Source organism: Anabaenopsis elenkinii CCIBt3563 (assembly GCF_015245355.1).
Taxonomy (GTDB): Bacteria; Cyanobacteriota; Cyanobacteriia; order Cyanobacteriales; family Nostocaceae; genus Anabaenopsis; species Anabaenopsis elenkinii.
In genome coordinates this window covers 2,369,778-2,384,577 of record NZ_CP063311.1, presented here as the reverse complement: position 1 = coordinate 2,384,577, position 14,800 = coordinate 2,369,778, and the positions used below count along the sequence as shown (strand labels likewise).

Annotated in this window: 5 protein-coding genes; all 5 read left to right on the top strand. The window is 42.9% G+C overall.

Translation table 11 applies throughout. The annotated features are described in order from the left end of the window. Nucleotides 1-271 precede the first annotated feature (271 nt). The 5 genes from IM676_RS10500 (at nucleotide 272) to IM676_RS10480 (ending at nucleotide 14,714) form a co-directional block, all read left to right on the top strand. Nucleotides 272-1,603: a ParB/RepB/Spo0J family partition protein gene (locus IM676_RS10500; protein WP_200986873.1), complete on the top strand. Its 1,332-nt coding sequence runs from the start codon at nucleotides 272-274 to the stop codon at nucleotides 1,601-1,603. Between the two features lie 794 nt (nucleotides 1,604-2,397). Next, a complete protein-coding gene (locus IM676_RS10495) occupies nucleotides 2,398-2,676 on the top strand; it encodes a hypothetical protein (protein WP_200986872.1) in 279 nt (92 codons plus the stop codon). Between the two features lie 265 nt (nucleotides 2,677-2,941). After that, on the top strand, nucleotides 2,942-8,140 hold the full coding sequence (locus tag IM676_RS10490) for a type I polyketide synthase (protein ID WP_200986871.1): 5,199 nt from the start codon (nucleotides 2,942-2,944) through the stop codon (nucleotides 8,138-8,140). A gap of 82 nt (nucleotides 8,141-8,222) precedes the next feature. Next, nucleotides 8,223-9,929 carry an SDR family NAD(P)-dependent oxidoreductase gene (locus IM676_RS10485; RefSeq protein ID WP_200986870.1) on the top strand — a complete coding sequence of 569 codons (1,707 nt, stop codon included), beginning with the start codon at nucleotides 8,223-8,225 and terminating at the stop codon, nucleotides 9,927-9,929. 150 nt (nucleotides 9,930-10,079) lie between these two features. Next, nucleotides 10,080-14,714 carry a PfaB family protein gene (locus IM676_RS10480; protein WP_200986869.1) on the top strand — a complete coding sequence of 1,545 codons (4,635 nt, stop codon included), beginning with the start codon at nucleotides 10,080-10,082 and terminating at the stop codon, nucleotides 14,712-14,714. The last annotated feature ends 86 nt before the right edge of the window (nucleotides 14,715-14,800 follow it).

Below are 14,800 nucleotides of genomic sequence, written 5' to 3'. Positions count from 1 at the left end.
TTAGTTTTATCCTAATTTCATTCCCAATCAAGTAGTGTAAAATACCATATATGTAGGAAAAGGTTGATATCCCCAGATTTATGCAGTGCTGAGAAACCTTAACTAGGACTTTAACTAGGAAAAACTGTATAATCTCGTGTTTCATCATTGCAGAAAACTATCATCTTGTCAATGTGAATTTAGATTTCTTGTTTACCGATTGGGTATACTGGGGCAATATACTTAATGGTATTTTGCATAGATTTTGAACTTATAGGGAAGTTGAGTAATTATGGCTACAGTTCCTATAGATAAAATTTGCATTGGTCCTAACCGCCGTCCTCTCCAGGGCGACAAGGTGAATGATCTCAAGGAGTCCATTCAGACTAATGGTTTATTAAACCCGATTACCGTAGATCAACAGCTAAATTTAATTGCTGGTTTGCATCGGTTGACAGCTTGCAAACTTTTGGGACTCAAAACCGTTGAGTGTCATATTGTCAACTATGAAAACGCTGACCAATCCCGGTTGGCAGAAATTGACGAAAATTTGATTCGTAATGAATTACAACCCCTGGAACGTTCAGAATTGTGGTGGGAGCGCGACCAAATTTTAGAGCGTATGGGGCTTCGCGCTAAGGTTGGCGATAATCAATATACCACTCAGGGTGGTGAAACGGTTTCACCACCTCTCAAGCGCACTGTAGAGTTAGCCAAAGAAGTGGGCTACTCTGAACGCACCTTTCAGCATGGTAAGCAAATTGCTAAAAGTATCCACCCAGAAGTTAAAGAAATCATTAAAGGTTCCCCAATTGCTAATAGTCCTACAGCACTACTGAAGATAGCTAGGGCCGGTAATCAAGAGCGTTTGTTGGCCGAAGAATCTCATCACGCTTGGAGTCAGCAACAGATGACCAAAGATGACCCAGAATTAGCACGCCTAGCTCAAGTGATTGTGGAAGCCACAGCCAAGCAAAAAGAATTACAGTTGTTAGCTTACAACAGTGCTATGGCCGAAAGGGAGGCTAAATTAGCCCTCAAAAAACGTCAACGTCAACCAGAATCAGCCATTGCTACCCATGAACCAAGGGTAAAAGTTGGTGAACAATGGATGCTAGACCGCCATTTAGTGGCTTGTCATCATACTGCTAGTTTAGAATTTCGCAATCTGTTACCATCCGATGCAGCCCTGGCGATCGCTACCCTTTCCCCTACTTGGGAGCATAATTACCTAGTAGATGAGGCGCGGGTGGTAGCCGTGCTGCGTTCCCAGGGTCATATTTATGATTTTTATCGCCATAGCCAAATGCCCTTTCAATATGAATTCGTTCTCGGTAATATTTATGTGGGTATTTTTTCCCACCAATCCATATCTCAGCCACAAACACCAATTAATATTGATGGGGTTGAGGGTATTGTCAACTACTTAATTAATTTATATACCCATCAGAATAATTTTGTCATTGCTCCGTTTATCGGTAACGGAGAAATTCTCATTGCTTGCGAAAGAATGGCGCGCATCTGTTTTATTGGCGATGAAAATCCCCAATTCTTGAATCGGGGAATCATGCGTTGGCAGCAATGGACTGGTAAAGTACCCCATAGAATCAGCTTAGTGTCTTAGAGGATGTTTGATAAGTCATGATTAGTGTATCAACTATTGTTTCACCCCACCCTAACCCTCCCCTTGTAAGGGGAGGGGACTGGATTTTATTGTTTCGGAGTGTCCCCCATTCCCTGCTCCGGTGCTTCGGTGCTCCCTGTTCCCTGTTCCCTAATATAAAAATTACCTGTTTAATACTTTCCAAACATCCTCTTAGTCTGTAACACATGATAATTTAGCTAATTTATCACAAATTAATTTTGTTAATTATGCACTATCTGAGAAATTGAGATTTTATTCTGATGCTAACTAGGTATTGTTATGTTCACAAATTATGATGTTATTCTGAAAAATCAACCTAAATATTGATGCCATTAACTTATGTATTTTTTTTATTTTATTTTCTGATCACAATATACGTAATAACAGATATACAAGCAATTGAGCTTATTTTTTTTAAGTAATACCAGTTGACATCTATACAAAATTCTGTTGCTTCTTCCCCAGCCCACAGGAGCCAGAATCTAGTTTTTTTATAAAAATCCCATAAACAAATGATTTAGTTTCTGTGAATCATGCTATTGTTTTGATTAATCCAGACCTTTCAAATCGGTAAGGCAAACTAGTTATTGTGTGGAAAATTAAAAAAGCAAAACTAAACCTAACCGCAATGGCATCACCTGATAAATCTGTGAGTATTTCTACAGAAAAGTACATTAATTGAGAAGTAAGGGGGATGTTTTTTCTGTAACGAAATTGTCAACTTTTCTGGGTCAAATTGCTTAAGATAAATTATCTGGACGTTGAAACTGTCTATGGCATTTATTAAAATACAGAACGTTGTCATTAACACCAGCTATGTAGCTGCGGTTAGACTAGATACTCAAACCAGTTTGGGAGAAAAAAGCGTTTCTGTCCTAGTAGCTAGTCCTCAGTTACCCCTGCTCCAGAGGGATACAATTGCCGAAAATCTGTATCATTACGAGTGGATGGAATTCACAGGTCAAGCAGCTAACGTACTGCGAGACTATTTTTCCAGTTTCAACAACGTGATTGACCTATTACCTCAATATCAAGAATCCAGTGCTGTATAACATAATTTCCACAATGGTGCATTGCAAAATTAATTAGGGTGACAAAAGTGTTGTCTGACAAACCAGCAGTTACAGCATATTGGATGTGAGTCAGGTAACCCCTGTGAAACTTACTTAAACCACAAGCGGAATTATATGTAATCGGCACTCGTAAGATTGACGATGTAAAGTGTACTTGTGGTTTCTCACCAACGAATTAGGAATTGCTATAGATTCGCCACAGGAGCAATCATAATTCATACCACTTAACAACAGTATATGCCCTATGTCTGCTTATTCAATTGATACGGCTATGGCAGAGTTAGAAAGCCTTATCAACAGTGTTGAGAAAACTTTGATTAGGTCAATAGACGAAAAAAAATCGCACCAGGAGAAACCCATGTCAGTGAATAAGATTAATAGAAAATTACAACACAACCCCATAGCCATTGTCGGTATGGCTTCCCTATTACCTCAAGCTAGAAACTTACGGGAATACTGGCAAAATATTGTTAACAAAATTGATTGTATTACTGATGTTCCCCCCACACACTGGAGCATTGAAGATTATTACGACCCTAACCCCAGAACCCCTGAGGACAAAACCTATTGTAAACGCGGTGGGTTTATTCCAGAAATAGATTTTAACCCCATGGAATTTGGTATTCCTCCCAGCATTTTAGAAGTCACAGATATTTCTCAGCTATTAAGTTTAGTCATAGCTAAAGAAGCAATGGAAGATGCGGGCTATGGTGAATCTCGCCAATTTAGCCGTGAAAATGTCGGGGTAATTTTAGGTGTGGCCATGGCCAAGCAATTGGGAATGCCACTTTCAGCCCGGTTAGAGTATCCTGTTTGGGAAAAGGCACTCAAAAGCAGTGGTATTTCCGATGCAGATACCCAAAAAATTATCGAAAAAATCAAAAGCGCCTATATTAAATGGGATGAAAATGCATTCCCCGGGATGCTAGCCAATGTCGTTGCTGGACGCATTGCTAACCGCCTCAACTTTGGGGGGACAAACTGTGTAGTTGATGCTGCTTGTGCTAGTTCCTTTGGCGCTCTGAAAATGGCCATTAGTGAACTGGTGGAATATCGGGCTGATATGATGCTCACAGGTGGTGTGGATACTGATAACACCATCATGGCTTACATCTCTTTCAGTAAAACACCGGCGGTTTCCCCCAGTGAAAATGTCAAACCCTTCGACGCTCAATCTGATGGGATGATGCTCGGTGAAGGTATTGGGATGATTGTTCTTAAACGCCTCGAAGATGCCCAACGGGACAATGATAAAATTTACGCAGTCATTAAAGGTATTGGTACTTCTAGCGATGGTCGCTACAAGAGTATTTATGCTCCCCGCAAGGAAGGCCAAGTTAAAGCCTTAGAACGCGCTTATGATGATGCTGGCTTTTCCCCCGCCACTGTGGGATTAATGGAAGCCCACGGTACTGGGACAATGGCTGGTGACCCCACCGAGTTCGGTTCTTTAAAGGACTACTTTAGTCAACATGATTCCCAAAAACAGCATATTGCTTTGGGTAGTGTTAAGTCCCAAATTGGACATACTAAAGCCGCAGCTGGCGCAGCAAGTTTGATTAAAACAGCCCTGGCACTGCATCACAAGATTTTACCCCCAACTATTAATATTACTCAGCCCAATCCTAAACTTGATATCAAAAATTCTCCCTTTTATCTGAATACTCAAACCAGACCTTGGATAAAGGCCGAAGGGGAACCCCCAAGACGCGCTGGTGTCAGTTCTTTCGGCTTTGGGGGCACAAATTACCACGTGGTTTTGGAAGAATACGAAACCTCAGAAAACCTTCCCTACCGTTTACATGGTACCGCTCATGAGGTGCTACTATTTGCTGACAATCCCCGAGAACTTTTGAGTAAGTGTGAAGCAACTCTGGGTAAGTTGCAAGGAGATGGTGGTGATAGACATTTCGCGGCTTTAGTCAAAGAATCCCAATCATTGGAAATTCCCTTGGTAGCTCCTAGGGTGGGGTTTGTAGCTGAAAATCTGCCAGAAGCCTGTAAGTTGATCCAAGTTACTATTGACCAGCTCAAACACAAAGCCTCTGCACCCTCTTGGGAACATCCCCAGGGTATTTATTACCGTTCCTCTGGGATGGAGTTGGGTGGAAAGGTTGTTTCTGTGTTCTCTGGACAAGGTTCGCAATATTTGGAAATGGGGCGGGAAGTGGTAATGAATTTTCCCACTATGCGCCGTTTACATGGCTGTATGGATAGTTTATTACTCAAGGATAATTTACAGTCACTTTCGGATATTGTCTTCCCCCGTCCAGTATTTGATGAGGCGGAGAAAAATGCCCAAGTTGCAGCACTGCAACGCACTGAATATGCTCAACCCGCTATTGGGGTCTTTAGTGCCGGGTTGTATTCTATTTTGCAACAAGCTGGTTTTAAATCAGATTTTGTCGCCGGACACAGCTTTGGTGAACTGACGGCTTTATGGGCTGCGGGGGTCCTGAGTGAAGAAGATTACTTGTTTCTGGTTAAGTCTCGAGGTCAGGCTATGGCCGCACCTAAAGACCCAGACCACGACGCCGGAAGTATGTTGGCGGTCAAGGAAGACATGAGTAAAGTTGCAGTGGTGCTGCGGAAGTTTCCCCAGGTGACGATCGCTAATTTTAATTCCCCTACTCAAGTGGTCTTGGCTGGGCCAACCGCAGAAATTACTAAGCTCCGACAAGCTTTACAAGACCAGGGTTGTACCGCTGTGTTGTTACCTGTGTCTGCAGCTTTCCACACCCCCCTGATTGCTTTTGCTCAAAAATCCTTTGCGATCGCCACTAAGTCTGTTAAATTTAATCCGCCTCAAATTCCTGTGTTTACCAATGTCACAGGTAAACCCTACCCCCAAGACCCCCAAGGTATCCAAAAAATCCTGGAAACTCACCTGGCTAACTCCGTGATGTTTAAACAGGAAATTGAAAATATCTATGCTGCTGGTGGTTACTGCTTTGTGGAATTTGGACCGCGCCGGATTCTCAGCAACTTAGTCAAGGATATTTTAGGCGATCGCCCCCATCTGACCATCTCCCTCAACCCCAGCACCCACAAGAACAGCGATCGCTCTCTACGAGAAGCAGCGGTACAGTTGCGCGTTCTTGGTCTAGCTTTAAAAAACCTTGACCCTTACCAAGTTGAAACTGTCCTACCCCCAGTTGAGCAGAAGAAGGCGTTAAATGTCCGTTTAAAAGGTGTTAACTATGTATCCGAAAAAACTAAAAACGCCTTCACTCAAGCTTTGCAGAATGGACATACAGTGAGTTTAACTGCTGCAACCCCTGAAGGGTCTGATAGCTTACCTGGCCCAGCCACAGTTATGGTGACAACTCCACCAGTCAAAGAAAATCATACTAATGGACTGGTTGCCCATCCTACAGATAGTTTGCTACCCACTGCTACCCTACCCCATCCTGTTACCCTGCCACCAACCACCAGCAGCCCGGAGACCAAAATGCAACCAACACCAGAAAAACCTGTCAATTACCAAACAGCCCTAGAAAGTTTAGAATACCTCCTTACCCAGTTCCAACAGAATCAAACTGAAAATTTACAAGTCCACGGGACATATCTGCAACATCAGATGGAATACACCAAGGCGTTTTTCCAATTGATGCAGCAACAGAACGCTGTGTTTAACAACAGCAAATCTCTAGCAGAAGCCGCACAACTACAACTAATTGTTAAGCAAAGTCTCGAACGTGGGATGATGCAGTTTCACACTCAGCAAAGTGAAACCCTCCGCATTCATGAACAATACCTTTTGGAACAGTTAGAATACTCCAAAAACTTTTTCCAACTTATACAACAAGAATATTCTCACATTATTTCCGGTGATTCTGTAGCTACAGCCCAGGAGCATCCCCAGCCCACCCCATCAGCAGCAGTTCTTACCGAAAAAGTACCTGTAGCTGTAGCCCCCGTGATTGAAACCACACCGGAACCTGTGATTGAAACCACACCAGCAGCTTCTATTACATCCTCAATCTTACCAGTGCCCATTGACCTCGCCGACTTGGGTAACAACTTGTTAGCCATCACCAGCGATAAAACTGGCTACCCGGTAGAGATGCTGGAAATGGATATGGACATGGAGGCTGACTTAGGCATTGACTCTATTAAAAAAGTAGAAATCTTGGGCGCATTGCAAGATATGCATCCCAACCTACCCCAGCCTAATTTAGAAGAATTATCCGAAAAACGCACCATTGGTCAAGTTGTAGAATATCTGCAATCCCATGTCGCCCTTAGTGCTACTGTAGCAACACAAACTTCTACTACGACTCAAGAACTCGTGCTAGAATCTATGGCATCCCCCTTGTCCCTTATCCCCATAGGGGACAATAATATCCCCAGTCCCGTAGAGACGACCTCCCCGGTTGTCTCTACACCCCTACCCATAGAAGCACAAATAGCAACTACTGACGACTATACAGACTTGGGTCAAACCTTGTTAGCTATCACCAGCGATAAAACTGGCTACCCGGTAGAGATGCTAGAAATGGATATGGACATGGAGGCTGACTTAGGCATTGACTCCATTAAACGGGTAGAAATATTGGGCGCAATGCAAGAAAAATACCCCAATTTACCCCAACCCAATCTGGAAGAACTAGGAGACATCCGCACCATCGGTCAAATAGTTGATTACCTCCAGAAGCTGGCTGGGGGTGAAAAAAAAAAGCCCCAGTCGCAGTTTAGTTACCAGCCAGTCCAGGTAATTGAGGGTGTAACCAGACGACCTGCTAAACTGCATTTTTTGCCACCCCCCGATAGTTTAGATTTTGCTTTACCAGAGGGATATGTTACCGTTATCACTGATGATGGTTCCCTCACTACCTCCCAACTAGCTCAAAGTTTAAGCGATCGCGGTGGCAAAGTGGTCATCTTAAGTTTCCCCCCATCCATCGTTCCCCAACAATCCCCTTTACCTGCCGGAGTGAATCGTGTCGTCCTTGCAGATATGACCGAAGAACTACTACAACACAAATTATCTGCGATCGCCACTCACTTCGGCAATATTGGGGCTTTTATCCACATTCATCCCCTATTTGCCCCCAATCAACAACCTGCCTACTTACCACAAGAGAAGGCAATTGTCAAGCATATCTTCTTTATAGCCAAACATCTCCAGCAATCTCTCAATCAACTGGCCCGTTATGAACGCAGTTGTTTCTTAACTGTAACTCGTTTAGATGGTGCTTTTGGATTAGAACATAGTGTTAATTTCCCAGCTATTGGAGCGGGTTTATTTGGCTTAACCAAGTCTCTTCACTGGGAATGGCCAAGGGTCTTTACTCGCGCTATTGATTTAAGTCCCTCTTTAGATCCTCAAATGTCAGCAGCACACATTATCGCTGAATTACATGACCCCAACCTTCATATCACTGAGGTGGCTTACGGTTCTCAAGGTCGTGTGACTTTGGTCGCTGATTACATCCAGTAAGGTTGGGGGTTATATCTCACGCACCAGACGCCCCCCACATTAGTGCGTCTGTGCAAGTTTCTCATCATAAATTCTTAATAATATGAATACACAGACTTCAATGGTTTTTGTTGTTAGTGGCGGTGCTAAGGGTATTACTGCTCAATGTGCGATTAAAATGGCCCAGCAGTACCCTTGTAGGTTTATTCTCCTGGGTCGTTCCGAACTTTTGGATGTTGAACCGCAGTTCGCTCAAAACTGTGAGTCGGAGGCGGCGTTAAAGAAAGGTATTATGGAGTATCTTCAAGCTCAGGGTCAAAAGCCCACTCCTATGAGTGTTTTGAAGATATATAATCAGATTGCTTCTAGTCGGGAAATTAAGCAAACTTTAGCCAGTTTGCAGGCAACGGGCGCTCAAGCAGAGTATATTAGTGTAGATATCACTAATGTCACAGATTTACAACAAAAATTAGAATCTGTGGGTACTATTACTGGCATTATTCACGGAGCTGGTAATTTAGCTGATAAACTGATTTCCAAGAAAACTGACCAAGATTTTGAGAAGGTTTATACTGCTAAAGTCCAGGGATTGGAAAATCTCCTCACCTGTGTAAAACCTCAGCAACTAGAACATTTAGTATTGTTCTCCTCTGTCAGTGGATTTTACGGCAATATCGGCCAATCTGATTATGCGATCGCCAATGAAATCCTCAATAAGTCAGCCCATTTAATCAAGCAAAATTATCCTCAGTGTCATGTAGTGGCCATTAACTGGGGCGCTTGGGATAGTGGGATGGTGTCACCAGAACTGAAAAAGGCTTTTACAGACCGAGGTATTGACATTATCCCGGTGGATGTAGGTACACAAATGTTAGTTAATGAACTACACCCTGCCCATCATGATACTACCCAAGTTGTCATTGGTAGTCCCCTTCTTCCCCCTACCACTGAGTTAGATTCCCATTTGCGCACCCATCGCATCCGTCGCCAGATGACACTGGAAGCTAATCCTTTTTTATATGACCATGTGATTGCTGGTACTCCTGTTTTACCTGCTACTTGTGCAATGACATGGATCATCAATACCTGTGAGGAAATGTATCCAGGTTATCGATTATTCAATTACACAGATTTCAGGATTTTAAAGGGTATCACCTTCAATCACACCTTAGCTCAAGAACACACTTTAGAAATAGAAGAACTTGAGAAAATCAACGCCGAAAAAATTGTAGTTAAAGCCACTATATGGAGTAAAAACCCAGCGGGAAAAGTCCATTACCATTTTAGCGCTCAACTCAACCTCCATCGGGAAATTCCCCAGCCTCCTACTTATGAATCTATTAATCTGAATCTAGATGACATTATTAGCACTACGGGTAGAGATTTCTATCAAAATGGAGGCCCTACCCTATTTCATGGACCTTCATTTCAGCAAGTACGAAGAGTTTTAAATATTACTCGAGAAAAAATCACCACAGAATGTTTGTGGACAGAAATCAGCGATCGAAAACAAGGACAATTCCCCGTGAAATGGGTAAATCCTTATACGACTGACCTGAGTATGCACGCCCTGTGGATATGGACACAACACTTTTATGAAGAGGGTTGCTTACCCGGAAAGGTAGAGAAATTTGAACAGTTTGCCCCTACACCACATAATGAACTATTTTATGTTTCCTGTGAAGTAAAATCTAAAACAGCAAGTAGTGCGATCGCTGACTTTATTATCCACGATAATCAGGGGAAAATATACTCCCAAATGCTAGGGGCTCATGCCATCATTTGGTCAACAAAATTAATGAAAAGTTAACAACACAAAACAGGGGCTTGGCAAGATTAGTATGATTTATTACTCTATGTCCCTGTGCGCCTCTACGTGACACAAAAAAAATTCTCAATTTGGGTAAGTGCGTAAATCCTACTTTCTTTTAAATACCCCGCAGATGTTGAGGATATAACAATGGAAAAAATAGCCATCATCGGATTATCTTGTTTATTTCCCGATGCTAAAACCCCTGAAGAATTTTGGCAAAATCTCCTAAGAGAAAAACAATCAACCAGCAGCGCTACTGTTAAAGATTTTGGAGTAGACCCGGAAATATTTTACAACTCAGTTAAGGGAACACCAGATAAAACCTATTCCCTCAAAGGTGGATATATTCGGGATTTTGAATTTGACCCCTCTGGTTACAACCTCCCAGCAGAATTAATTGCAAGTTTAGATGACACCTTTAAATGGTCATTGTATGCTGCTAAACAGGCAATTACCAATGGCGGTTATGGGGGAAAACAGGATTTACTGGCTAAATGCGGCGTAATTTTAGGTAATCTCTCCTTCCCCACCAAACTTTCCCATCAATTATTTTCCCCCATTTACCAACAAGCGATCGCACCAGGGATTCAAGAACTGCTACAAGCTCCAGACTTAGACTTAGGTAGTTTACCACAGAGTACAACAGCGTCTTTATATAACGCCATGATCTCTGGGTTACCAGCAGCCATAGTTGCTCAAGGGTTATCCCTATCCCCCATTAATTTCTGTTTAGATGCTGCTTGTTCCTCATCCTTTTATGCCATCAAGCTAGCCTCCCATTATCTATCATCCCATAAAGCTGACATGATGTTAGCGGGAGCCATCAGTTGTGCAGATTCCCTATTTGTCAGGATGCTATTTTCTGGAGTCCAAGGCTTTGCAGAAGATGGTACCAGTCGCCCCCTAGATAAGACATCTAGAGGTTTGATTCCTGGTGATGGTGTGGGTATGGTACTACTCAAACGATATGCCGATGCGATCGCAGATGGTGACAATATTCTGGCTACAATTTGCGGTAATGGACTATCCAACGATGGTAAAGGTAAACATTTACTCAGTCCCAATTCCAAAGGACAGGTCTTAGCCTTTGAACGAGCTTATAGTGAGCAACAAATCAGCCCCCAAAGCATCGATTATTTAGAATGTCATGCTACCGGAACATTATTAGGTGATACAACTGAGCTAAATTCCCTAGATACCTTTTTTGGACAACATCAAGCCTCACCCCTGGTTGGTTCCGCCAAAGCCAATACGGGACATTTATTAACCGCTGCGGGTATGGTGGGCTTGACAAAAGTAATTTTGAGTATGTCTGAGGGAGTCATCCCACCTACCATTAATATTGATACACCTTTAGCCTCAGACAATCATGTTATTTCCACTGATAACATTGTCAGAAAAGCTACGCCTTGGCCAAACAACGGTTCGACTTCGCTCACCGACCACCATCCATCAATTAAACGAGCCGCTATCAGCGCCTTTGGCTTTGGGGGGACAAACTCCCATTTAATTATTGAACAAGGTACTACACCCTCACCAGTAGACCATACAACACCTACACCACAGGCTAAAGTTGCCATTGTAGGTATGGATGCCTTTTTCGGTGGATGTAACGGATTAGATGCTTTTGAACGCAGTATTTATCAAGGAACCCAGCATTTTATCCCCTTACCCCCTTCTAGATGGCAAGGTATAGAGGAGCAAACCAGCTTACTGCAACAGTATGGTTTAACAGATGGTAAACCACCTCTAGGGGCATACATCCAAGATTTTGATATTGACACTTTAGCTTATAAAATCCCTCCCAAGGAAGTTGAAAAACTTAATCCCCAACAACTGTTACTGTTAAAAGTTGCTGACCGCGCCGTTAAAGATGCGGGACTTAAACCAGGGGGAAATGTTGCGGTAATTGTGGCTGCAGAAACCGAACTTTCCGTACATCAATTACAGCAAAGATGGGATTTATCCTGGCAATTGAAAGAGGGTTTATTAGAGGATAATATCTCCTTATCCGATGAACACCTCGCCCAACTAGAAGGGGTTGTTAAAGACAGTCTTCACCATCCCGTTGAAACCGGCGAGTATGTCAGTCACATTGCCAATATTATGGCCAGTCGCATTTCCGCTTTGTGGAACTTTACTGGCCCCGCCTTCACCATGACCGCGGGTGAAAACTCTGCTCTTAAAGCCTTGGAAGTGGCACAAATGCTGTTAGCGACCGGGGAAGTGGAGGCCGTGGTTCTGGGTGCGATAGATTTGGCTGGCGGTGTAGAAAATGTCTTATTGCGGAGTCAATTAGCTCAGGTAAATCAAGGTATCAATACCTTAAGTTTTGATGAGAATGCTAATGGTTGGATGGTCGGTGAGGGTGCTGGTGCAGTTGTCCTCAAGCGTCATGACACTGCTCAACAAGATAACCAACGGATTTATGCTGTACTCGAGGCCGTCAGTTTTGCACCTAGCTTAAATGATGCTTGTCAACAAGCTTTTCACACTGCAGAAATTCAACCTCAACAGGTTAATTATGTTGAGGTGAATGGTAGTGGTATTCCTCAACAAGACGAAGCGGAAATTACCGGTTTATTACAAGCCTATCCCCAAACTGGTAATGGTTTGCAATGTGCTATTGGTAGTGTAAAGGCTAATATAGGTCATACCTATACGGCATCAGGAATTGCTAGCTTAATCAAAACTGCACTCTGTCTTTATTACAGATACATTCCTGCTACTCCTCAATGGTCTAGTGTCAAGAAACCACAACAATGGGAGGGTAGTCCTTTTTATGTAGCTACAGAGTCCCGACCTTGGTTTGTCGATAAAGGGGCGACCCGCCGCATAGCCGCCATCAATAACATAGGTATAGATGGAACTTACTCTCATGTCATCTTATCGGAAGACCCAAACCAACAACTGCGCGACAGTCGGTATTTACAGCAAATGCCTTTTTACCTGTTACCTGTAGCAGTGCGGGATCAAAGCAACTTAGAAGAGGTTTTAAATAGCCTCCAACAAAGTATTGAAGATAGTTCTTGTTTATCCACTACTGCGAGCCAGACTTTCACAACTTTTAAAGAAAGTTCAGAAGCTAAATATGCTCTAGCAATTACCGGACGTAATAAAAAAGAACTACTTAAACAAATTGATGCGGCTCGTAAAGGTGTAAACACAGCCTTTGAAAAAGGTACAGATTGGCAAAGTCCTAACGGTAGTTATTTTACAGCCAAACCCTTGGGTAAAACCGCTAGTGTGGCTTACGTTTATCCAGCTGCTGTTAATTCCTACATTGGTATCGGTCGCACAGTCTTCCGTTTATTCCCCAAAGTATTTGAAGACCTCAAGAGTAATAATCTCTACAACCGTGCTGCTGATGTGGAAAAATTAGTTTACCCCCGCAGCTTCCCTAAACTCTCCACCAGACAACTAGAAAGCCTGGAAAAGCAACTGTTAGATGATTCCCTGGCGATGTTTGAAAGTGAAATCGCCTTCGCCAGATACATGAGTGCGATTTTCCGGGATGATTTTCAAGTCAAACCCCAATGCGTCTTTGGCTATAGCTTGGGTGAAACCAGCATGATGGTGGCCCAAGGGGTTTGGAGTGATTTTGAGGGCGGTAGTAATACCTTGAACTCATCCCCTTTGTTTGGCGATAAATTATCTGGCCCTAAAAATGCTGTGCGTCAGTATTGGGGGTTGACGGCTACAACAGAATTACAAGACGATAACTTCTGGGCTACTTATGTACTTATGGCTACACCATCTCAAGTGGAAGAATGCCTAAAACATGAGCCCCGGGTTTATTTAACTCAAATCAACACACCAGAAGAAGTGTTAATCGCTGGTGAAAAAACAGCTTGTCAGAGGGTGATTAAATCCCTTGGTTGTAACTCCTTCGCCGCACCCTTCGATCATGTAATTCATTGTGAAGCCATGGGTTCAGAGTACGAAGAGATAGCCAAGGTTAATACTTTACCTACCCAAGACCTACCAGGCATAACTTTTTACTCAGCAGCTAAGTATCAACCCATCCCACTTGATAGCGCCGTCATAGCCGACAGCATCGCCACCGCACTATGTCAACAACTTGACTTTCCCCAATTAGTTAACCGTGTCTACGATGATGGGGTGAAAATATTTGTCGAGGCTGGCGCTGGTGGCGTTTGTTCCCGATGGATTGGTAAAATCTTAGAAAACAAAGAACACATCACCATATCTCTGAATCGCCGAGGTATGGATGACCACACCTCTATAGTCAAAGCCTTGGCAAAACTCGTCAGTCATCGGGTTAATTTAGATTTATCACCTCTGTACAGTCTCACTACAGCAACCACTAAACAAAATAACTTAACCCACCAGAAGGTTACCCTGGGCGGTAAATCAATTACCAACAGTATATTGAGTCCAGAAAACCAGCAACAATTCCAAGATATTGCCAACAATCTCCATAATTATCGAGTAGTACCCCCAACCCAGACAAACAATATCATTGAACACGGTTTCCACCTTCCAGAAGCACTACAATCTTCTGAGTCAGTCGGTTCCCCCCAAGAGAAAACTCTACAACCAATTGTGTCATCTCCAGCCCAAAACCATCAACTTGATCACACAATTAGAATCATGGAGCTAAACATAACTCAGTACAAAAAACTCAGTGAAAACCACAGACACACCACAGAAAATCACACTGCGTTCCTCCAAGCCAGACAAGATTTTAGTCAACAGATGAGCCAAATCATTAAATTGCAGTTAGCCTGTGCAGAAAATTTATTGAATGCAGACAGATAACTAATTTGGGGAGGTTGCACACACCAGATCACTACATCCATGGGGTTACTAAAACCTCCCCATTCACAGTTAATAAACCATCATTG